20 protein-coding genes are annotated in these 20,314 nt (G+C 64.9%); 11 read left to right on the top strand and 9 right to left on the bottom strand.

Annotation, left to right across the window (positions count from 1 at the left end):
• Window positions 1-152 precede the first annotated feature (152 nt).
• Entirely contained in the window at window positions 153-701 is a 549-nt protein-coding gene (gene msrA, locus NFW30_RS06035) for a peptide-methionine (S)-S-oxide reductase MsrA (RefSeq protein ID WP_295355490.1), read from the top strand.
• Here msrA and NFW30_RS06040 read toward each other — a convergent pair.
• The gene (locus tag NFW30_RS06040; RefSeq protein WP_295355491.1) at window positions 685-1,518 is read right to left on the bottom strand and encodes an alpha/beta hydrolase; all 834 of its coding nucleotides are present in this window, start codon (window positions 1,516-1,518) and stop codon (window positions 685-687) included. The genes msrA and NFW30_RS06040 overlap by 17 nt on opposite strands.
• Window positions 1,519-1,611: 93 nt before the next feature.
• Between NFW30_RS06040 and NFW30_RS06045 the strand changes: the two genes are divergently transcribed.
• Window positions 1,612-2,559: an MBL fold metallo-hydrolase gene (locus NFW30_RS06045; protein WP_295355492.1), complete on the top strand. Its 948-nt coding sequence runs from the start codon at window positions 1,612-1,614 to the stop codon at window positions 2,557-2,559.
• Between the two features lie 149 nt (window positions 2,560-2,708).
• Here the strand turns inward: NFW30_RS06045 and hybE are convergent, their stop codons facing one another.
• The 7 genes from hybE to NFW30_RS06080 form a co-directional block, all read right to left on the bottom strand.
• Entirely contained in the window at window positions 2,709-3,287 is a 579-nt protein-coding gene (hybE, locus tag NFW30_RS06050) for a [NiFe]-hydrogenase assembly chaperone HybE (RefSeq protein ID WP_295355493.1), read from the bottom strand.
• Window positions 3,287-3,595 carry a HypC/HybG/HupF family hydrogenase formation chaperone gene (locus tag NFW30_RS06055; RefSeq protein WP_295355494.1) on the bottom strand — a complete coding sequence of 103 codons (309 nt, stop codon included), beginning with the start codon at window positions 3,593-3,595 and terminating at the stop codon, window positions 3,287-3,289. Before NFW30_RS06055 ends, hybE begins: the two co-directional genes overlap by 1 nt.
• A gap of 1 nt (window position 3,596) precedes the next feature.
• The gene (locus NFW30_RS06060; RefSeq protein ID WP_295355495.1) at window positions 3,597-4,088 is read right to left on the bottom strand and encodes a HyaD/HybD family hydrogenase maturation endopeptidase; all 492 of its coding nucleotides are present in this window, start codon (window positions 4,086-4,088) and stop codon (window positions 3,597-3,599) included.
• Window positions 4,089-4,165: 77 nt separating this feature from the next.
• Window positions 4,166-5,869, bottom strand: coding sequence for a nickel-dependent hydrogenase large subunit (locus NFW30_RS06065; RefSeq protein WP_295355496.1), 1,704 nt, complete (start codon window positions 5,867-5,869; stop codon window positions 4,166-4,168).
• A gap of 23 nt (window positions 5,870-5,892) precedes the next feature.
• The gene (gene hybB / locus NFW30_RS06070; RefSeq protein ID WP_295355499.1) at window positions 5,893-7,062 is read right to left on the bottom strand and encodes a Ni/Fe-hydrogenase cytochrome b subunit; all 1,170 of its coding nucleotides are present in this window, start codon (window positions 7,060-7,062) and stop codon (window positions 5,893-5,895) included.
• The gene (gene hybA, locus NFW30_RS06075) at window positions 7,059-8,099 is read right to left on the bottom strand and encodes a hydrogenase 2 operon protein HybA (protein ID WP_295355501.1); all 1,041 of its coding nucleotides are present in this window, start codon (window positions 8,097-8,099) and stop codon (window positions 7,059-7,061) included. Before hybA ends, hybB begins: the two co-directional genes overlap by 4 nt.
• Window position 8,100: 1 nt before the next feature.
• Window positions 8,101-9,279, bottom strand: coding sequence for a hydrogenase small subunit (locus NFW30_RS06080; RefSeq protein WP_295355503.1), 1,179 nt, complete (start codon window positions 9,277-9,279; stop codon window positions 8,101-8,103).
• Window positions 9,280-9,800: 521 nt separating this feature from the next.
• Between NFW30_RS06080 and NFW30_RS06085 the strand changes: the two genes are divergently transcribed.
• Window positions 9,801-11,147, top strand: a complete 1,347-nt coding sequence (locus NFW30_RS06085; RefSeq protein ID WP_295355505.1) for an ATP-binding protein — start codon at window positions 9,801-9,803, stop codon at window positions 11,145-11,147.
• 84 nt (window positions 11,148-11,231) lie between these two features.
• Here NFW30_RS06085 and NFW30_RS06090 read toward each other — a convergent pair whose 3' ends face one another.
• Window positions 11,232-12,773, bottom strand: a complete 1,542-nt coding sequence (locus NFW30_RS06090) for a GGDEF domain-containing protein (RefSeq protein ID WP_295371848.1) — start codon at window positions 12,771-12,773, stop codon at window positions 11,232-11,234.
• A gap of 259 nt (window positions 12,774-13,032) precedes the next feature.
• On the opposite strand from NFW30_RS06090, the gene NFW30_RS06095 reads away from it, so the two are divergent.
• The 8 genes from NFW30_RS06095 to NFW30_RS06130 all read left to right on the top strand — a co-directional run bounded on the left by NFW30_RS06095 (window position 13,033) and on the right by NFW30_RS06130 (window position 20,313).
• Entirely contained in the window at window positions 13,033-14,043 is a 1,011-nt protein-coding gene (locus NFW30_RS06095; protein ID WP_295355509.1) for a tRNA-dihydrouridine synthase family protein, read from the top strand.
• Entirely contained in the window at window positions 14,033-14,704 is a 672-nt protein-coding gene (locus NFW30_RS06100; protein ID WP_295355511.1) for a methyltransferase domain-containing protein, read from the top strand. Before NFW30_RS06095 ends, NFW30_RS06100 begins: the two co-directional genes overlap by 11 nt.
• A gap of 1,052 nt (window positions 14,705-15,756) precedes the next feature.
• Complete coding sequence (locus NFW30_RS06105) at window positions 15,757-16,503, top strand: hypothetical protein (RefSeq protein ID WP_295371850.1); 747 nt, start codon at window positions 15,757-15,759, stop codon at window positions 16,501-16,503.
• Window positions 16,504-16,679: 176 nt separating this feature from the next.
• Complete coding sequence (locus NFW30_RS06110; protein ID WP_011237237.1) at window positions 16,680-16,892, top strand: AlpA family transcriptional regulator; 213 nt, start codon at window positions 16,680-16,682, stop codon at window positions 16,890-16,892.
• A 44-nt stretch (window positions 16,893-16,936) separates the two neighbouring features.
• Window positions 16,937-17,806 (top strand): ParA family protein, encoded by an 870-nt coding sequence (locus NFW30_RS06115; protein ID WP_295371856.1) that lies wholly within the window; start codon window positions 16,937-16,939, stop codon window positions 17,804-17,806.
• Window positions 17,790-18,050, top strand: a complete 261-nt coding sequence (locus NFW30_RS06120) for a hypothetical protein (protein WP_295371859.1) — start codon at window positions 17,790-17,792, stop codon at window positions 18,048-18,050. The genes NFW30_RS06115 and NFW30_RS06120 overlap by 17 nt, the downstream gene beginning before the upstream one ends.
• On the top strand, window positions 18,043-19,737 hold the full coding sequence (locus tag NFW30_RS06125; RefSeq protein WP_059400648.1) for a ParB family protein: 1,695 nt from the start codon (window positions 18,043-18,045) through the stop codon (window positions 19,735-19,737). Before NFW30_RS06120 ends, NFW30_RS06125 begins: the two co-directional genes overlap by 8 nt.
• Before the next feature lie 15 nt (window positions 19,738-19,752).
• Window positions 19,753-20,313 (top strand): DUF2857 domain-containing protein, encoded by a 561-nt coding sequence (locus NFW30_RS06130; protein WP_295371866.1) that lies wholly within the window; start codon window positions 19,753-19,755, stop codon window positions 20,311-20,313.
• Window position 20,314 lies beyond the last annotated feature (1 nt).

The following is a 20,314-nucleotide window of genomic DNA, read 5'->3' on the forward strand; positions in this document are numbered from 1 at the left end:
CAGGCTCCCCATCCACAACAAAAGCCCTCAACACTTACGTGCCGAGGGCTTTTGCTTTTGGGCTCTGGGGTTCGGCGGAGAAGCGGGAGTGAGGGCAGACAGGACAGCGCCAAGGGCTCGGGCCCGTGGCGGTCGCTGAGTGGAGATGGAGCATGGCGGCAAGTATCGAGATGGCGACGCTGGGCGGAGGTTGTTTCTGGTGCCTGGAGGCGGTTTTCGAACGGATGACCGGGGTGGAGTCGGTGATTTCCGGCTACTGTGGCGGGAGCACCGAGAACCCGACGTATGAGGCGGTCTGCAGCGGGCGCACAGGACACGCAGAAGTCGTGCGGCTGACGTTCGACCCGAAGCGATGCGACTTTCGTCAGATCCTCGAGGTCTTCTTTGCCATTCATGATCCGACCACTCTGAATCGCCAGGGTAACGACGTCGGCTCACAGTACCGATCGGTGATCTTCTTTCATGGCCAGGAGCAGGAAGAGGTCGCGCGCTCGGTGATAGCCGAACTGGGCCCGGAGGCTGGTTGGGCAAGGCCGGTCGTTACCGAAGTGCTGCCAGTGCCGACCTTCTTCCCGGCCGAGGACCACCATCAGCAGTATTTCCGCCGTAACGGCGATCAGCCGTACTGCGTATACGTCGTCAGCCCGAAGCTCGCCACGTTCCGCAAGCGCTTTGCGGAACGATTCAAGGCGAATCGATGAACTCGCGCAGGTCGCGGACGAAGCGCTCGCGTTCCCACTGGTGGGGCGAGTGGTCGGTGCCTTCGTACACGTGCAGGACGGCGTTGGCAATCCGATTTTTCACGTAGTGGGCGGTCTCGCTGCGGTAATAGTTGCTGTTGCCGCCATAGACCAGCAGCGCGGGGATGTCGATGCGCTCGAGAGTGGCGCGATAGTCGGCCTCGGTGAGGCTTTCCCAGCAGGCGATCAACGGCGCCGGATCCTGCTCCTTCAGCCATTTCCGGGCCTTCTCCAGGCCGCGCGAACCGGCGTGGTACTTTTCCCGGGCGCGTTCGTTGAGCCCCATCGCGCCGAGCAGCAGAACCGATTCCGCAAAGTCGCTCTCGAGATGCTTGAGGAAAGCGGCTGAACGTTGCCGGTCGAAGTCACCGTAGATGCCGTTCAGCCACTCGGCGTCGGTCAGCAGTTTCGGCGACTGATCGAGGAAGCAGACCTTTCCGAGTCGACTGCAGCCGTGTTCCTCGATGTACTGCCAGAGGGTGAGGGCGCCCATCGAATGACCGACTGCGACCGCCTGATCGAGTTGGTAGTGGTCGATCAGGTTGTGCAGATCACGAGCCATTCGCTGCACCGTCGGGACCGTGTCGCGCGTCAGTCGGTGGCCGCCATGGCCGCGAGCATCCCAGCGGAGCACGCGATGATGCGGCGTCAGGTGGTCGAGGAACGGCTCCCACTCCAGATGACTGGCGGTCCAGCCATGCAGCATGATGATTGGCGGGCCATCGCCGGCGAACTGCACGTGAATCTTTTCGCCATCGTCAGCAAAGAAGTGCGTCATGGTGAAGGGCGGAGAGAGCGAGGACTGGGATGGATCGTCACAGCGGGGAGAAGGGAACTATAATCCCCGTCTGGTGAAAAGGGAACCATCGGAGTGAATTCTCTCACTTGCTACGAGCACGACATCCATTCCGTCGACGCCGGCTACGTGCGTCCGCTGCTCGCGGCGGTCCATCTGATCGTCGAGGAAGGCCGGGTGGCCATCGTCGACAGTGGCAGCAACGCGGCCGTTCGGCCGGTTCTCGAGGCCCTGAAGGCATTGCGTCTGTCGCCGCAAGCGGTCGATTACCTCATCCTGACCCACATCCATCTCGACCATGCGGGGGGCGCGGGCAGCTTGATGCGCGTCTTGCCGAGCGCACGGCTGCTGGTGCATCCGCGTGGCGTCGCGCACATGGTCGATCCGTCGCGGCTGGTCGCGGGTGTCACTGCGGTCTACGGTGCGACCGCCGTCAGGGAGCTGTACGGCGAGATCCTGCCCGTCGCCGAGGCGCGAATCATCCCTGCGACGCACGGCCTGCGGGTCGATCTGGCGGGTCGGGAACTGCTGTGTCTCGACACCCCGGGTCACGCCCGGCATCACATCAGCGTGTACGACCGCCGCAGCTCGAGTTTCTTCACCGGAGACATCTTCGGGCTGTCCTATCGCGAGCTGGACCGGGACGGCAGGCAGTTCATCTTTCCGACGACGACGCCGGTGCAGTTCGATCCGGTGGCCATGCATGCATCGATCGATCTGTTGCTCAGCCATGCGCCGCAAGTGATGTACCTCACGCATTACAGCCAGGTGCGTGACGTGGCAGCAAAAGCGGTACGCCTGCACGAGCTGATCGACGAGCATGTCCGCATCGCCCGCCGTGCCGAGGTGGCAGGCAGCGGGCGTCGGGAGCGGATTCGTGCGGAGCTGCAGGAGCTGCTTCTCGCCGAGGCGGAGCGCTTTGGCTGCGCGCTGCCCACGGCACGGGTGCTGGAGCTCTTCGCCACCGATCTCGACCTCAATGCGCAAGGGTTGGACGTGTGGCTTGCCTCGTGCACCGGCTGAGATCCGTTTCCGGGGGAGGGGTGCCCGCTGCCCGAACGCGCTCGCTTCAGGGGGGCAGGTGGAGCCAGCCGGCAGCGGCTCTGCTGCCCTGCCTGCTCGCCTGCGCCTGACATTCCGGGCGGGGCTCGTGGCGGTTTCTTCAGGGACTCTCAGGTCTTGACGAATCGCCGCAGGAAGGCACGGCGGGAAGACTCACGCTGCCCGGCCGCGGGCCTGGTCGCCGGGTCTTCGCTCGCGCTTCTGTTCAGCAAGGCGTCGAGTGCCGCGGTTGCTGCCGCCTGTGCGGCGATCTGCGAGGCAAAGCCACTCGGGGGGGCAAAGAGCGGGCAGTACTGGTACGCGGGCAGGTCCGCGTCGGGCTCGTAGTCGGCGATGAACTCGATCGGACCGATCGGAAACGTGACGTGACAGCGGTCTCCGGGACGGCGATCGGACCAGAGGTTGCCGCCGCCGGGCAACAGCAGGAGGCCGATCAACCACGGTGTGATGACGGCGCCGATCCAGTCGCCTGTGGTGCTGCTCGTCGTACCGGAAAGGGATCCGCCGGTCGAGCCATGGCGGCGAAAGCCGATCGCCTCGACCGACAGGGCGGGATTGACGAACGGCATGTCGCGCATGCTGGTTGTCCAGAGGTGGAGGTACTTCGCCTCGACCCGTCGCGCCGGATCCTCGGCGATTGGCCGGGCCGGGGGCGGCTGCGCTGCCTCGAACGCGCGCCGGGGAATCATCAGGGGCCGTCCCCATGCAGCGGGGCGCGCAGCAGGTCGCCGAAGTGCCGTCCGGCTTCATAGCTGCCGCCTCGGACAGCCTGGATGGCCGAGAGCGCGTCTTCGATCAGCGCTCGCTGATCATCGTCGACGATCTCCCGCGCCAGTCCGAGCGAGACGAGAACCCAGGTACCGATCGCCTGCGGGCCAATCAGCAGCATGTTGACGCGGTCGCGCCGCAGGGCCTCACCGTCCCGCCGCTCGACGATGGCGACCTCGCCAGTCGGGTCGGCGTGGGCGACTACCTGCATCGGCAGCGACAGACACATCTCAGATCCCTCCGCAGCCCGTTGCCGGCGCGGCCAGCCCGAGCGAAGCCAGTTCGGCTGTGACCATGTCGAGGAGCGCCGGCATGCCTTCCTCGACTTCGCGGCTCAGTTCCATCCCCAAAGCGAGGGATTGCGGCTGCAGGCCGAGGATGCAGATGTGACGCGGCGACCTGCCGAGCAGCTCGAGGCTGGCCAGGACGTCGCACAGACCGACCTGGTGCGGTGACAGTCTGGTGCGGAAGAACACCGGCAAGGCATTCCCAGCCAGCCGGATCGGCGTTGCCGGGGGCGCACCGGCGCGGATCGCATCGACCATGATCAGTGCGTCGATTCCCTCGAGCTGCTCGAGCAGTTCCATGCCCGATGTACCGCCATCGATCACTTCGACCCCGGGCGGCAGGCGATGGGCACGCTGCAGACGTTCGATCGCCCGAACGCCAAGCCCCTCGTCGCTCAGGAGAACGTTGCCCACGCCGAGGACCACGACTCGCATGTGCGCTCGCGCTTGCACCGACCGTCAGGGCGGGGGAGCTGCAGCGCCCGGCCGCGCCAGCTTGGCTGGCGGCCGCATCAGGCCGCCTTGACCCGGACGACAGGCTGCCTTTCCTGGTCCACGACGTGTACCGCGCAGGCCAGGCAGGGATCGAAGGAATGCACCGTACGCAGCACCTCGAGCGGCTGATCCGGAATCGCCACCGGCGTTCCGGCGAGGCATGCCTCGTAGGCGCCCGGTTCGTCCTTCTCGTTGCGCGGCGCAGCGTTCCAGGTCGTCGGCACGACGCACTGGTAGTTCCTGATCTTGCCGTCCTGGATCACGATCCAGTGCGAGAGCACCCCGCGCGGAGCTTCGTGCATGCCGACGCCGGTGATCTCTCCCTTCGGGAAGATCGGCTTGTTGAAGGTCTTCAGGTCACCCTTGGCCATGCTTGCCAGCAACAGATCCCATTGCCGGGCGAGTTCGTCCACCTCGACTGCGCAGGCGACGGCACGCGCGGCGTGACGCCCGATCGTCGAATGCAGCGCGTCTATGCCGACCTTGGTTTTCGCCACCGTCGACACCAGTTCAAGCGCGTGCGTCGCATGATCGATCGTCGGCTTGTGCCCGGCAGCGACCATCGCCAGTACGCGTGGCAGCGGTCCAACCTGCATCGGCTTGTCGTAGAAGGTCGGCGATTTCAGCCACGAGTATTTTCCGTCGTCCTGGAAGTCGGTGTATTGCGGCCGTGTTTCCCCCTTGTACGGATGCAGCGGACCCTTGCCGCCTTCATACCATGAATGCTTGACCGATTCACTGACCCCATCCTTGAAGTACGCGTCGTCGTGTGTCCGGATCTGCTTGAAGCTCGCCAGGTCACCGCCGGCGATGTGGCCGCCGGGTAGGGCGAACTCCGTGTTCCTGCCGTCGAGCGGGATGTCGGGTACGCAAAGGTAGTCGACGATACCGCGGCCGATCTGCGTCCACTCGGGATAGGATCCGCCGACGACCGCCACGTCGATCAGGTAGACGTTCTTCACGAAGTCGGCGAGCTGGTCGATCCAGTCCTTGACGGCAAGCAGGCGCTCGACGGTGAGGACGGCCTGCGAGTCGACGGCGAGTGCATTCGCGACGCCACCGACGACGACGTTCTGGATGTGCGGAGTCTTGCCGCCGAGGATGCTGACCACCTTGTTGGCGTGGCGTTGCACCTCGAGCGCCTGCAGGTAGTGGGCGACGGCGATCAGGTTGATCTCCGGCGGCAGCTTCATCGCCGGATGTCCCCAGTAGCCGTTGGTGAAGATGCCCAGTTGTCCGGTTCCTACGAATCCCGAAAGACGCTGCTGTACCTTGCTGAACTCCGCCTTGCTGTTGCCGGACCACGAAGAGAGGCTCTCGGCGAGGCTGGCGGCTTTCGCCGGATCGGCTTTCAGCGCACTCGTGACGTCGACCCAGTCGAGCGCCGAGAGATGGTAGAAATGGACGATGTGGTCATGCACGGCATGCGCAAGGATGATCATGTTGCGGATGTACTGGGCGTTGACCGGCAGTTCCAGCTGCAGGGCGTTCTCGACCGAACGCACCGAGGCCAGCGCATGCACCGTCGTACACACGCCGCAGATGCGCTGCGTGATCGCCCAGGCGTCGCGCGGATCGCGACCGATCAGGATGTTCTCGACGCCACGCCACATCTGACCCGACGCCCACGCCTTCTTCACCTTGCCGCCATCGACTTCCACATCAACGCGCAGATGGCCCTCGATCCGTGTCACCGGGTCAATCGTGACTCTTTGCGACATCTCGTTGTCTCCTGAAAGCGGCCTCAGCTGTGCGCTGGCTGGGCGTGGGTTTCTTCACGCGGCAGGACCGGGAAGCGGCGGGTGATGTAAATGTAGCCGAAAACCTCGGCGGCGAAGATGCCGATGGTGACCAGCAACTCGGGCACCGACGGGAAGTAGCTCCAGCCCGGACCGGTGTCGAAAGCGATCAGGAAGCCGTTCAGGCGCAGCAGGATGCCGCTCAGCATGACCGTGATCCCGGCGAGGAACAGCCGGGCGGGATTGCGCCGCGCCTCGACCGTGCCGATCAAGAGGAAGGTCGCCACCAGGCACAGGTTCTCGACCCAGAAGGTCAGGGCGATATGGCTTGCACGAAAGGCCTCGGGCAGCGCGCCACGGACGGCGACATCGGTGAAGCGAACGACAAGAAACAGTGCGATGATGCCGAGCATGACTTTCGCCATTGGATTGAGCAGGCTCAGCTCGATCTGCCGCCGGTAGGCCGAGGCGGCAACACAGGACTCGAAGAGGATCACCCCATAGCCCAGCATGATCGCCGACAGCAGGTAGATCAGCGGCTGGATCGGCGTCTGCCAAAGCGGGTGGACCTGATCACCCATGACGACGAGCATCGTTCCCAACGACGCCTGATGCATCATCGGCAGCACGCAGCCGAGCGCGATGAAGAAGAAGAGCGACTTCTCGAGCTTGCGGCGCGCGTCGCGCAAACCGAGCTTTTCCAGGAAGACCGGCGAGAACTCGATCCACATGACGATGATGTAGAGGGTGATGCACGCGGCCACTTCGAACATCACCGAGTTCACGTTGAAGTAGCCCGGCCAGAAGATGTGCCAGAAGTTCCACCAGCGACCAAGGTCGAAGGTGATCGCCGCGCCGGCGAAGGTATATCCGAACAGGCTGCCGAGCAGCGCCGGCCGCACCAGCGGATGATACTTGCCCTTGTTGAAGACGTAGACCAGCAGGGCCATGCAGAAGCCACCGCAGGCGAGGGCCGAACCGATGAAGACATCGACCACGACCCAGATGCCCCAGGAGTAACCGTCATTGACGTTGGTCGTCGAACTCAGGCCAAAGAACAGACGGACGACGATGATCGTCGCAGTGATCGCCATCAGGATGCCACAGACCAGCGTCGTGGCAGTGAACATGCTGCCACCGACCGGTGCCGGCCGGGCATGTTGCTGCGCGCTCATGATTCCTCCCTCCCGGGCGGCTCTGCCGGCGGCGCCTCGTCATCCTCATGATGGACGTTGCGCTTGGCGACGTAGGTCAGCGCGCCGAGCACCGCGAAGGGCATCAACAGGCCGCCATAGAGCGTGTGCTGGATGGTCTCCGAGGTTGATGCCGACGACTTCGGCGGCAGGTACGGCATGCCGACCTTCTCGAAGTCCACCGCCGAAAGCTTCAGGACCTGGGTGCCGCCATACTCGGTTTCGCCGTAGACGTGCTGCTTGTAGTTGCCGACCTTCCCCTCGTAGCTCTGGTCCGGCCCGCCGCTGAGGTTGCCGCGCGGATAGGTGGTGACGCTGCCGGGTTTGAGTGCGAGGCGGCGCTTCGCCTCGACGAGCAGATCGCTGGTGCGTCCGTAGAGGGTCGCTCCGGTTGGGCAGACTTCCGCACAGGCCGAGTAGTGACCGTCCTTGTAGCGATGCCGGCAGAGCTCGCACTTGCCGATCTGGCCGGTCGGCGAATCGTACTGATACTTTGGAATGCCGAACGGGCAGGCGACGACGCAGTACCGGCAGCCGACGCAGGCTTCGGGATCGTAGGCGACGATACCGGTCGTCGCGTCCTTGGTCATTGCCGTCACCGGGCAGGCGGAGACGCAGGAAGGGTCGGCGCAGTGCATGCATGAGGTCTTCATGAACGCATAGCCGTTTTCCTCGTCGTCCTTCGTTGCCATCGTCCCACTGCGGTACATCTTGATGATGTTGAAGGTGTAGCCGCTGGTGTCGAGCGGCGTGTCCCACAGCTTGTCGGTCGTCGAGAACTCGGGCGGATTGTCGTTTGCCCGCTTGCAGGCGGCGACGCAGGCCTTGCAGCCGATGCACAGGGTGGCGTCGTAGAGGAGACCCAGCGCGTCCGCCGGCCGCTGGTAGGTCTCGCGCGCGGCGGCACGGTCGCTGGCGGTGGCGGCCGCGACAGCGGCACCGACGGTACCGAGACAGCCCTTGAGGAAGCGGCGGCGGCCGTCCGGCACGGCTCGCGCCTTGCGCACTGGTGTGTTCATGTCAGGCCTCCGTCTCCGTCCTCTTGCTGGCAGCCTTGGCGCGCTCGGCTTCCGCGGCCTTGTGTGACAGGCCGAGATTTCGTGCCACCATCGCCGTGCCGCCGGCGGCTGCGCCGGCGACCGCGGCAAGGATGGCGGCCGATCCAAGCGTCGCTCCCATCCCCTTCTCCTCGACGATGCGCGGGTACTGCTGCGGCGGCTCGACGTTCTTCACCTTGGCCAGCATGTGCAGCGGCTTGCTGAAGCCGACGCCCTGCTCGCTGCAGCCGAAGCAGGGGCAACCGCAGCCGATCGGCCAGGTGCCGGCGCCGGCGTCGCCAAAGAGAATGGTCGGGCAGTTGGCGTAGGTCTCGGGCCCCTTGCAGCCGAGCTTGTAGAGGCAATAGCCTTTGCGATGTCCCTCGTCGCCAAACTCGACGGCGAAGCGGCCGGCATCGAAGTGGGCACGACGCTCGCAGCTCTCGTGGATCAGCCGCGAGTAGGCGAACTTTGGTCTGCCCAGGTCATCGACTGGCGGCAGGCTGCCGAAGGCCAGGAAATGAACGACTGTCGACAGGAAATTGTAGGGGTTCGGCGGGCAGCCAGGGATCGTCACGACCGGTTTGCCGAGTACCGCCGCGACGCCCGACGATCCGGTTGGATTGGGATCGGTTGCCGGCATCCCGCCCCAACTGGCGCAGGATCCGATGGCGATCACCGCTGCCGCATCGGCCGCACATTCCCTGGTCAGCTCGATCGCTGTCTGGCCACCGACCTTGCAATAGATGCCGCCGTCGCGGGTCGGAATCGCTCCCTCGACGACGAGCACGTAGCCCCCCTTGTTCTCCGTCATCGCCTTCTTGCGTGCCTGTTCGGCCTGATGACCGGCGGCGGCAAACAGCGTTTCGTGGTAATCGAGCGAAATCACGTCGAGGATCAGCTTTTCCAGCGTCGGATGCTCCGCACGCAGCATCGACTCGCTGCAACCGGTGCATTCCTGGAAGTGCAGCCAGATCACCGAGGGCCGCTTCTTGCTTGCCACCGCTTCGGCGACTGCCGCATCGGCGCCCGGCGGCAACCCGAGGCTGGCCGCCAGGGTGGCGCAGAACTGCAGGAACTCGCGTCGCCGCATGCCGAGTCGCTCGCTTGCCACGGCGATGCGCGAGTCGCCTTCGAGCCGCAGCAGACTGCTGTTTGCCATCTTCTGTCCCTTCTCTCGTCGTCCGACCGTCGGTCGGCAGCTTGCCACCGACTGCGCGGGGATTTGCGCAGCCGCTCCTGAGGGAACTGCACTCAAGAACTGTGCCAGACGAAGAACCTGAAGCAAAACAGAAACTTCCTTGCTGCTCCAGGGTTCGTTGGCGGGTAGGAGCCTTGCTCTTTGCACTTGCACTGGAAAGTCTCCTTCCACCCCATCGTTTCGGGGGTGAAACAGCAGTCAATGCCGTCGCGTGCCGACAGCGCCGGGCCGTTCAAGGCAGGCACCGGCGCGTGACGACAGTGTTGCGGTCGCCAGGGATTGGCCCTACGATCAGAGCATGGACCGTTCCCTTCTTCCTGGTGCCTGCCGCCGCGTCGACTACGGGTCGCTGGTGTCCGTCGTGCGGTACGAGCCCAGCGGCACGCGAACGGGGTGGGCGCGGACCGGTGCTGTGGTGTACCGTTGCCGGTGCTTCGATGGCAGGACCTGATCGATCGGCCACGCCGGGGAAGCGGTGCACCGTGCCTGGCCCTGATGCGCTCGCCGACGCGCAGGCGGGTCTTGAGCGGGTCGACGAAACGGTCTGGGTCGAGGTCATTCGCAAGATGGACGAGGTCTACAACGACCTCCTGCAGTACGAGGTGGTGCTCGAACAGAAGAACGCTGCTCTCGAGGACTCGCAGCAGTTCATCGAAAGCGTTCTCGCTTCGATGTCCGACATCCTCATCGTCTGTAACCGTCACGGTACCATTCAGGAGATCAATGATTCGTTGCGACGCTGCATCGGCCAGGACGAGAGCCAGCTGCGGGGGCGACCGCTGGCCGAGCTGTTTGCCGACGAAGGTTCGCGGCAGCGGGCGCGCGATTTCTTCTCGGCGGCCCGTCCGGCTGCCGTACAGGATTGCGAACTGCTGATCAGCGGCCGTGACGGCAGCCCGTTGCCCGTCTCGCTGAACTGTACGCCACGGCTGTCGGGTACGGGCAAGCTGGTCGGCATGGTCGTCACCGGTCGTCCGGTCGGCGAACTGCGGCGTGCCTACCATGCCCTGCGACAGGCTCACGAGGATCTCAAACGGACGCAACAGCAGCTCGTACAGGCGGAGAAGATGGCGTCGCTCGGCCGCCTGGTAGCCGGCGTCGCGCATGAGCTGAACAACCCGATCAGCTTCGTCCTCGGCAACGTGCTGGCTTTTCGCCGCTACGCCGCTCGCCTGCAGACCTACATCGAGGCGGTTCACTCGGACGACTGCCAGCGCTCGCCGGAAGTGGATCGATTGCGGCAGGAACTGCGCATCGACCGCATCATGGCCGACCTCGAACCTCTGCTCGACGGCATGACCGAGGGTGGCGAGCGAACACGAGACATCGTCGACGGACTCAAGCGCTTCTCGGCCATCGATCGGACTGTCGACGAGCCGTTCAATCTCGCCGAGGTCGTCGCGCGGGCGGTTCGTTGGGTGACGCGCTCGGGACCGGCGGCCTTCCAGGTCAAGGTCGATCTGCCGGCCGATCTGCCGGTCACCGGATCGTCGGGACAGATGCAGCAGGTGCTGATGAATCTGGTGCTGAACGCCCGCGATGCCACCGGTGGCTGCCGCTCACCGCAACTCGAGATCGCCGCGATCATTGCCGACCGCACGGTCTGCCTGCATTTGGACGACAACGGGCCCGGAATCGCGCCGTCCGACCTGTCGCGAGTGTTCGATCCCTTTTTCACCACGAAGCCCGTCGGGCAGGGCACCGGACTCGGCCTGTCGATCAGCTACGGCATCGTCGAGCGGCATGGGGGTCGCCTCGAGGTCAGCAACCGCGCGCAGGGTGGCGCGCGGTTCAGCCTGATCCTGCCCCTCGCGCAGTCGATGCCCTGAACCGGGCGAGCGGCCGGCGCAGCCGCTGCGCGCGTCGACGTTGCGCTACCGCTCGCCGTTCGTCACCTGGGTGGCGGCTCCCCCTCAACCGCCCATGACGCGGTTCTTGCCCGCGCGTTTGGCCAGGTACATGGCTTGGTCCGCCCGCCGGATCGCATCTTCGCCGGACTCTTCCGCATGCACCTCGGCGACCCCGGCGCTGAAGGTGATCAGGATCTTCTCGTTGCCGGCGAGGAAGAAGTTCCTCGTCAGTTCGCGCTGCAGTCGTTGCATGGCCGTCATGCCCTCTGCCAGGCGGGTGTCCGGCATCAGGATCACGAACTCCTCGCCGCCGTAGCGTGCCAGGGTGTCGACCGGCCGCATGTGCTTCCGGACGACCTGCACCAGGTGGACGAGGGCATCATCGCCCGTTGCGTGCCCCAGGCGGTCGTTGATCTGCTTGAAGTTGTCGACGTCGAGCAGCGACAGCGAGAGGGGTTGCTCGCTCTTGCGACGCATGCCGGCAATCTCACGCGCCAGCGCCTCGTCGAGCCCGCGCCGGTTGAGCACGTCGGTCAGCGGGTCGTGGCGTGCCGAGGCGCTCGCTTGCTGCAACTCCTCGTGCAGCCGGATGAGTTCGGCGTTCGTGTCGACAACCCTGGTCTGGAGTTCACCCAGCTGGTCGCGCGCAGCGGCGGTATCCGCTGCCATCGAGCGAGTGGCATGAAGGACCCGTTGCAGCAGCGGCGTCAGGTCCTCGATCGTCTTCACCTCGGCGATGAGCAGCGCGCTCGCTTCAAGGTCGTTCTGGAAGTCCGTGCTCGACTGGTTCATCATCGCAAGTTGCTCGATGAACGTCGCCAGCATCGCTCGCATCGCCTCCTGCGCCGCCAGCGCGCGCTCCTTGGCCGCGCGCTGGCGGCCGATGACGTCCTGCAGGCGACGTTCGACGTCGTCGAGGCGGCGCAGCGTGAGCGGTGGCAGCACCGCCCTGGCGAGGGTATCGATCTGGGCGCGAACACTTAACTCATCCACGCTGAGGGCCGCAATGTTGTCGACGATCAGTTGCAGCAGCTTGAGGAGGGTCAGCCGGACTTCACCCTGTTCCTCAGCGATCAGCGAGATGCGCTCGCTGAAGGCAGTCAGTCGGGGCAGCAGCTCTTGGTCGTCGCCGGTCTGGGCCGCGAGCGTCTGCAGAAGCTGCTTTCCCTGTGCCAGCAGGGAGTCATCGTCCTGGCAAAGGCTCGGCAGCAGGCTTTCGATCAGGTGCATCAGGGGCGGCAGCAGACCGACGAGCAGCGCCGGCGCCCTGTCGCTGCCTCCTGCCGATTCTTCCGTCTGGCTGAGGATGGCGGGCTGGTTCCTGGACGTGAACGCGAGCAGAGCCTCCTGGACGCCTTGCCAGCTGCGCCTGGCGATCGCCGCTTCGAGCGCGGCGAGGTGCTGCTGGTCTGCTGTCGGACTCAGTCTGCCGAGAGCGGCGGCGAGCTGGCGCATCGGCGCCTCGGGAAACCCGGCGACGTTGGGTAGTCTGGCGACCTCGTTGTAGCATGCCTGGTAGTTCGCCGGCGTCGGCAGCAGCTTGCGTTCAGACAGGAGTCTGAAGGTTTCACGGGCCACTTCGAGTGGATTCTTCGGGTCGCTCATCCTGGCAGACAGAAACGGCGCGGCAATGCTTTTCGCATCCGTCACCCACCCGGTGACCGTGCTCGCACGACGCAGGCGTTCAAGTCTATCGCCAAACGGCGTGCAGCGGGAACCAATCGCTTCAGCCTGCTCACCCACTTGCCGCCGTGCGGAGCCTTGCCGGCTGCGCCGGCCACGCCGCATCCGGAGAAGCGATCGATGGCGATGCGCGCTCTCACTTCCGCGGAGCGTACAATCACCGTGAGGATGACGGAAAGAGATGGGTCGATTGCTGCTGGCACCGATGGAGGGTCTGCTCGACGACGTACTGCGCGACGTCCTGACGCGGGTCGGCGGCTACGACCTGGCGGTCAGCGAGTTCATTCGCGTTGCCGGCACCCTGCTGCCGCAACGAAACTTCGTCCGCGTTTGCCCGGAGCTCGCGCGGGCCGGCCGCACCCGGGCGGGGACGCCGTTGGTCGTGCAATTGCTCGGTAGCGACCCGGCCTGCCTGGCCGACAACGCCGGACAACTGTCCCGCCTGGCCCCTGCCGGGATCGACCTCAATTTTGGCTGTCCGGCGCCGCGGGTGAATCGTCATGGTGGCGGAGCGACACTGCTTGCCGACCCCGAGCAACTTTTCCGCATTGCGTCGTCGGTACGGCGTGCGGTACCGACAGGAATGCCGTTTTCGGCGAAGATGCGGCTCGGTGTCCGTGATACGTCGCGGACGCTCGAATGTGCGCGGGCACTGGCCGATGGTGGTGTCGATTCGCTGGTCGTGCATGCGCGCACACGGGCCGAAGGCTACCGGCCGCCGGCGCATTGGGAGTGGGTGGCGCGCATTCGTGAGGTGGTGGCGCAGCCGGTGGCGGCCAACGGCGAAGTATGGACGATGGCCGACTATCGGCGTTGCCGTGCCGTCAGCGGCTGCCGCGATGTGATGCTCGGCCGTGGAGCCGTCGCCGATCCTTTTCTCGCCCGCAACATCCGGCGGGTGATGGCCGGCGAGGACGGCGACGGGGAGGTCGATCGAGGCGCCGACTGGCAGGAATTGCTGCCCCTGCTGGCGTCGTACTGGCAGCAGGTCTGTGCCAAGGTTGCGCCGCAACATGCGCCCGGTCGTCTCAAGCTGTGGTTGGCAGCGTTGCGGCCGAACTTCTCCGGGGCTGCTGCGCTCTTCCTGGCGATTCGCCCGTTGCGCACCGTGGACGAGGTCAACCAGCGGCTGTGGCGGCACGGGGTATTGGCGGCCGCGGGCGACGGCCGGCAGCCGCCCGATGCCGGCTGACTCGCGCTTGCCTGTCAGCGGCCAGGAGGCCGTCCATCGGCACCTGCGGCGGCTGCTCGATCGCCATTCCCGGACCCCCTTCGGCAAACCCTGTGCCGAACACAGCCGGCTCGCCTTTGCCGACAGCTTCGATCGCTATCAGCGCCTGGCGGGCGGTTCCCCGCTGATCCTCGACTCGGGTTGCGGGGTCGGCGAGAGCAGCATCGCGCTCGCCCGGCGCTTTCCGGATCACTACGTGATCGGCATCGACCAGTCGGCCGTGCGCCTGGCACGCGCTCGCCGCGCCACTGCCGGCTGGCCGGAAAACCTCGATCTGGTGCGCGCCGATCTGGTCGATTACTGGCGCTTGCTGCACGACGCCGGCGGCCAGCTCGACCGCCACTACCTGCTCTATCCGAACCCGTGGCCGAAGATCGGCCACGTCGGCCGGCGCTGGCACGGGCATGCAGTGTTCCCGACCGTTCTGGCACTTGCCGGTGCCCTCGAATGCCGCAGCAACTGGCCGATCTACATCGCCGAGTTCTGTCTCGCAGTCGAGTTGCTCAGCGGACACGTGGCAGCGTGCGAGGCCTACGTTCCGCTCGCTCCGATGACCCCCTTCGAGCGCAAGTACCTCGCTTCCGGCCATCCGCTCTGGCGCTGCCGGGTCGATCTCCGCTAGCATCCGGGCTGCTGCTGCGGGCATCTGGAATGTTGCCGGACAGTGGGTCGCGGCAGTGGGGTGGTCGCAGAGCGGAGCGTCCGGCCCGGCACCGTACGGGCGCTTCGCAAGGGCAGGGCCCTGGCTCGCCGTGGCAGGGGAAGTGGAGCGGGCGAAGGAAACAGAACGCCGCACCCAACCCATTGATTAAAAACAGCTTCTTTCTGTTCGTCCAATGGGACAAGACCGTATTATGTACCGCCCCGTCCTTCTTCGGCAAGTCAAGCTGTCTGCCGACGTCTTCTGACGGCCACCGACTGCCACCGAGGCTTGGCCTCCGTGCGTCTTCCCGACGATGCTCGGCTGTGTCCGATGGGCTGAGCCATGGTCGATCTGTTCGTCCAGGAAGTTCCCCCGCTGAAATTCTTGGCGAAGGTCTCCGCGCGCAGGTCATTTGACCTTTTCCACGGCCCTGATCGAACAATGCAGCGTGGCCCAAGCGCTGTGGCGGACCGCACGCGGTCCCTTGGTGTGTGACCTGAGAAACAGGTATCGCATGCACACCTGGGCGTCAAACTTATCAAGGCCACCACCATACTCTGGGACGCACTGTTAGCGCCGAAATCCACGATGGGCCTGCTTCTATTTCAGTCTGACAGCATTTCCCACAGGTCTCAGCACGCGTACGGACCAGTCGAACGTGCCCGGCCATGCTACATGGCGGCGATCTGCGAACTTGTGGCGAGCACGCTGATAGACCGCATGCACGCCAGCATATGTCAAGCGGGTCTTGCCGAATTCCGGCCGCGCAACAACGCTCTCTCCGGTACGCAACCGGCATGCGGAGAGGTTGTTGTTGCGAGATTCCGCTAGCACCACCCTTGCAGTCAAGAGCGGATCGGCCCAGACATTTGACTCTTTGCATAGATGGCCCGCGACGATCAGGCCGCGGCAACGCTCGGTGCGCACGAATGAGCATGGGCGTTGACTCATTCGCTGTTGTTGCTTACGCCCGGAACGCTCAGGTCTTGAGGAGCTTTTGATGTAGATATTCCTTGTAGGGAGATGGATGCATGCACGACAGTCCACCAGTGTCCAAGGTCTACTATCGACCGATCGAAGCCGCCATACGCTGGGCGGGTTTGCTGAAACACAAGAAAGACATCTTGCGCTTGATAACGTCACCGAGGCAGATGGCCACGACGCTCAACTTCCCTGGATGGGCCGAGCTACGCCTATGCACCGAGCGTATCTACGATGCCATCTTCAATGGCGAACTCCCATACGGCTGCAATGGCATCACACTGGACGACAAGACGCTCTGGGACTCCCCCGACCTCACCATCAGGCATTTGGATCTCAAGCGTTGGATGCGGGACCACTACCCTGAACAACGACCAGCCTTTCTCTTCAGCCGCCGCGAGCGCATCGCTCACCCCATCATCACCTTGGAAACGGGGCAAGCGATGCTGGTGGAACGGCAGGCACTGAAGGCAGAGCTGAAACACTGCCGGCGCCAGCTTGAGATGCTGCAGGAGCAGCATCACGTATTGTCGAAACAGATCGAAGTGACGCCAGCAGGCAACGAGTGCTCGATCACGGATCGGGCGGAATCGACCTACCAACACATCATCGGCGGCATGCTTGATCTGATCCTGGGCCAGTCTCCGGCGGGCACTCCCTACTCGAGCTTCCGCACACAGGAAGCCATCGTCAGCGCGCTGATCGCACATCACGGCGGCATCATGGGGATCACCGAGCGCACGCTGAATGGCAAGTTCGCCCAGGCTCGCCGAAGAGTGCGCAGCTCGGCCTCCTAGCTAGGTCTGCAGAGAGTCGAGCCGTCATCCTGCGGGCGCGCTGCTCCTGTCGCATTCCGACTTGCAAGCTTGTATGTGCAGTTCCGGAAACTGCATTTGCAATGGCTTCCCGCAGTGATGTCTATTTAATGAGGGTCACGCCAACGAACGCCACTGAGCGTTAAGGAGTGACCATCATGTCGCAGACGCCTGCATTGCCACCGGGCGAGCGCCGCATCTTGCGGCTCGACGAAGTCGAAGCCAAGTCTGGATTCAAGCGCGCCCACATCTACAGCCTGATGAAGAAAGGCGAGTTCCCCCAGGCACTGCGCCTTGGGGTGCGCGCCGTCGGCTGGGATTCGACCGAGGTGGACCTCTGGATCAGCGAACGCCTCAAGAACCGGGTGTGACCGGCTCTCCCACGGATTCACAGAACATCAACGAGGAGAGCCTGATGCAGGTCATATCCATCATTTCCACGAAGGGCGGTGTCGGCAAGACAACCACTGCGGCGAATCTGGGCGGCTTGGTTGCCGACGCCGGCCTGCGCGTGCTGCTACTCGACCTCGACGTACAGCCCACGCTGTCGTCCTACTATGAACTGGCGCACCGAGCCCCTGGCGGCATCTACGAGTTGCTGGCATTCAATGAGCAGCGCCTGGAGCAGTTGGTATCGCGGACTGCCATCACCGGCCTGGACCTGGTTCTGTCCAATGACGACCGGGGCGAGCTGAACACGCTGCTGCTGCACGCCCCGGATGGGCGTTTGCGTCTGCGCCACCTGTTGCCCACCCTGGCAACGCAGTATGACTTGGTATTGATCGACACCCAGGGTGCACGCAGCGTGCTGCTAGAAATGGCGGTACTCGCCTCGGACGTTGCGCTTTCGCCCGTGACCCCGGAAATCCTGGCTGCGCGCGAACTGCGTCGCGGCACCCTGCAGTTGATCGAGGACATCTCCCCATACCGGCATCTCGGTATAGCGCCCCCTCCGTTGCATCTGCTGATCAACCGTGTCCATCCGGTTTCGTCGAATGCGAAGTTGATCCAACAGGCATTGCGCGACGTGTTCGCGGGCCAAGTCGGCGTGCATGTCCTGGACACGGATGTTCCTGCCATCGAGGCCTATCCTCGCGCATCGACGAAGGGCCTGCCGGTGCACCGCGTCGAGTACCGACAACCTCTGGGGCGGGTCGCGCCAGCCGCACTGGAGACCATGCGTGCCCTGGCGGGGGAGCTGTTTCCGGCATGGCGTGAGCGCTTCGCGCTGGTGTCAGGCAAGCCCAATGATTCCAGGGGAGCCCGCCATGGCGAACGCGCATGAACTGGCGCGCGGCCACAAGCGATTGCGCGCCCTGATCGAATTCGCCCTCGCGGAGGGTTGGCACGTCAAGCGAACGCCGGGAGGCCATCTCAAGTTCACCAAGCGCGGCTGTGCGCCGATCTACACCAGTTCGACGGCCAGTGACCATCGGGCCAGCCTCAATGCCCGGGCGCAGATCCGCCGTGCCGATCGCGAGGCCCGTTGCACCCTCGATGTCAAGGCGATGGGAGACGGGCATGGCTGAAATGACCCCTCGTGACATGGCGGACAAATTGCTTGCCGCCGGATTTCAGCGCAACGGTCCCGCCGCCACGACGTTGAGCGATCCGATCGCCGACACGCCGATGATCGTGACGCTGGACCAGTTGCGCCCGTATGACCACGACCCTCGCGTCAAGCGCAACCCGGCTTACGAAGAAATCAAGGCGTCCATCCGCGAGCGCGGACTGGATGCGCCACCGGCGATCACGCGCAGGCCCGGCGAAGAACACTTCATCATTCGCAATGGCGGCAATACGCGATTGGCCATCCTTCGCGAGCTGTGGACCGAGACCAAGCAGGAACGCTTCTTCCGTATCTCGTGCCTGTTTCGCCCCTGGCCGGAACGGGGCGAGATCGTCGCCTTGACGGGCCACCTGGCCGAAAACGAGCTGCGCGGCGGCTTGACCTTCATCGAGCGCGCCCTGGGCGTAGAGAAAGCGCGTGAGTTCTACGAACAGGAAATCGGCGGCGCGCTCACCCAGTCCGAGCTGGCGCGGCGCCTGACGGCCGATGGCTACCCGGCGCAGCAATCGCACATCAGCCGCATGCAGGATGCGATCCGCTACCTGCTGCCGGCAATCCCGACCGTGCTGTACGGTGGGCTGGGCCGGCACCAGGTGGAGCGGCTCGCGGTGCTGCGCAGGGCATGCGAGCGCACCTGGGAACAGCGCGCCTTGGGCCGTCACCTCGCCGTGGACTTCGCCTCGCTGTTCCAGGATGTGCTGTCGCAGTTCGACACGCAGCCGGACGGTTTCTCGCTCCAGCGAGTGCAGGACGAGTTGGTGGGCCAGATGGCCGAGCTGCTGGAAGCGGACTACGACACGCTGAGCCTGGAAATCAATGACAGCGAAAACCGGCAGCGGGCGTTGACCAGCGAGCCGTCGCCGGTAAGCCCGATTGCCCCCATCGTGTCTGCGGCTCCACAGCCTGTATCGCCACCTCCGGCGGCGACAACCGCACAGCGGGCCGGTACGCCGACTGGTCCCGCTGCCACGCTGCCCTCGGCACAGCCCGCCCCGGTTCCCGCAGCCGGCAACGAGCAAGCCGCGGACGTGGGCACCGCGCCAGTACCGGCCGGCAGCGATGGGGAGCGCCTGCAGGGGCACATCGTGTCTCCGGCGCCGACGACCGAACGCCTGCAGTCCATTCAGCGCCTGGTGGCCGACCAGTTGGGCGACAAGCTGCCCGACTTCGAAGCCAACGCCTTGCGCGCGATTCCCGTGCAGGTCGGCGGGCTCTACCCCATCTCGGATGTCTGGTACATCGAACCGGGACTGGACATGCCGGACCGGCTCCGGGTGCATATCGCGCAATTCGCTTGCGAGATCGCCGAGGAGGCGGCGGTCGGCGGGCACATCGAGCCCAGCGAGGATGGCATCGGCTTCGTTTGCGTGGCTCCACCCGTTGCACAAGCGAAGGCCTTGACTGCTTTCGCTCGTGCCGTGCTGACCCTGCTCGATGCGCTAAGCGAAGCGTCGGCACCCGCAACAGGGTTTGATCGTACGCGATTGGCCGACGACCTGGCGCCGCTGCTGCACAGCAGCGGCGAAGCTTCCATGCGTCTGAGCGATGCCGGCCTGGTGAAGCTGTTCCGGCTGTTGCGCCTGGCGCGCCGACTGCTGGACCTGGAGAGCGGCGCAGCATCCGCCAATCCAGGCCACGGTTCCTGAGCGAGGGAGACCGCCATGTCGTCACCCCATCCGCTCAACCAGGCCGTCATCGCCCAAGCGCTGCACGATCTGCGCAACGGCCAACTGCGCCGCTGCAAGGCGATGGGCTTCGGCGACGAGGAGCTGGATGCGCTCAAGCATCCGGCGCTGGTCAGCGTGCTGGTCAACACCACCGTGTCGTGGTGTTCGGTTTCGATCAACCGAGAGGTGCTGAAGCGGCTGCTCAGCCAAGTGCAGGACGTGGAGCAGGAAATCGCCACGGTGGACCGCATGCTGCGCCTGGGGGCGAGCACGGAGATGGTGAGCCGCTTCTACGGCCTCACGCATCAGGAAGTCGCCCTGCGGCGCGACATCCTCGGGCTGCCGAAGCGCAAGGGACGGCACCCGGTGCTGGATGAGGCGCAGGAAACCGCCCTGTGGAAGCACTGGAAGGCCGGAGTCACCGAGCGTCATATCGCGTTGAGCGACGATCTGGCCATGCTGGGCCTGACCATGGACCTCGCCGAAACGCTGGCGCTGCCGATGTCGGTGGTGTGGGCGGCGATACGGAACTGGATCGACCAGGGGCTGGTGTAGG

The organism is Accumulibacter sp. (genome assembly GCF_023806635.1).
Taxonomy (GTDB): domain Bacteria; phylum Pseudomonadota; class Gammaproteobacteria; order Burkholderiales; family Rhodocyclaceae; genus Accumulibacter.

What these genes read in the sequence shown, in the direction of transcription:
- msrA (WP_295355490.1), top strand. Translation starts at nt 153, where the DNA reads ATGGCGGCAAGTATCGAGATGGCGACGCTGGGCGGAGGTTGTTTCTGG.
- NFW30_RS06040 (WP_295355491.1), bottom strand. Translation starts at nt 1,518, where the DNA reads ATGACGCACTTCTTTGCTGACGATGGCGAAAAGATTCACGTGCAGTTC.
- hybE (WP_295355493.1), bottom strand. Translation starts at nt 3,287, where the DNA reads ATGATTCCCCGGCGCGCGTTCGAGGCAGCGCAGCCGCCCCCGGCCCGG.
- NFW30_RS06055 (WP_295355494.1), bottom strand. Translation starts at nt 3,595, where the DNA reads ATGTGTCTGTCGCTGCCGATGCAGGTAGTCGCCCACGCCGACCCGACT.
- NFW30_RS06060 (WP_295355495.1), bottom strand. Translation starts at nt 4,088, where the DNA reads ATGCGAGTCGTGGTCCTCGGCGTGGGCAACGTTCTCCTGAGCGACGAG.
- NFW30_RS06065 (WP_295355496.1), bottom strand. Translation starts at nt 5,869, where the DNA reads ATGTCGCAAAGAGTCACGATTGACCCGGTGACACGGATCGAGGGCCAT.
- hybB (WP_295355499.1), bottom strand. Translation starts at nt 7,062, where the DNA reads ATGAGCGCGCAGCAACATGCCCGGCCGGCACCGGTCGGTGGCAGCATG.
- hybA (WP_295355501.1), bottom strand. Translation starts at nt 8,099, where the DNA reads ATGAACACACCAGTGCGCAAGGCGCGAGCCGTGCCGGACGGCCGCCGC.
- NFW30_RS06080 (WP_295355503.1), bottom strand. Translation starts at nt 9,279, where the DNA reads ATGGCAAACAGCAGTCTGCTGCGGCTCGAAGGCGACTCGCGCATCGCC.
- NFW30_RS06090 (WP_295371848.1), bottom strand. Translation starts at nt 12,773, where the DNA reads ATGAGCGACCCGAAGAATCCACTCGAAGTGGCCCGTGAAACCTTCAGA.
- NFW30_RS06095 (WP_295355509.1), top strand. Translation starts at nt 13,033, where the DNA reads ATGGGTCGATTGCTGCTGGCACCGATGGAGGGTCTGCTCGACGACGTA.
- NFW30_RS06100 (WP_295355511.1), top strand. Translation starts at nt 14,033, where the DNA reads ATGCCGGCTGACTCGCGCTTGCCTGTCAGCGGCCAGGAGGCCGTCCAT.
- NFW30_RS06105 (WP_295371850.1), top strand. Translation starts at nt 15,757, where the DNA reads ATGCACGACAGTCCACCAGTGTCCAAGGTCTACTATCGACCGATCGAA.
- NFW30_RS06110 (WP_011237237.1), top strand. Translation starts at nt 16,680, where the DNA reads ATGTCGCAGACGCCTGCATTGCCACCGGGCGAGCGCCGCATCTTGCGG.
- NFW30_RS06115 (WP_295371856.1), top strand. Translation starts at nt 16,937, where the DNA reads ATGCAGGTCATATCCATCATTTCCACGAAGGGCGGTGTCGGCAAGACA.
- NFW30_RS06120 (WP_295371859.1), top strand. Translation starts at nt 17,790, where the DNA reads ATGGCGAACGCGCATGAACTGGCGCGCGGCCACAAGCGATTGCGCGCC.
- NFW30_RS06125 (WP_059400648.1), top strand. Translation starts at nt 18,043, where the DNA reads ATGGCTGAAATGACCCCTCGTGACATGGCGGACAAATTGCTTGCCGCC.
- NFW30_RS06130 (WP_295371866.1), top strand. Translation starts at nt 19,753, where the DNA reads ATGTCGTCACCCCATCCGCTCAACCAGGCCGTCATCGCCCAAGCGCTG.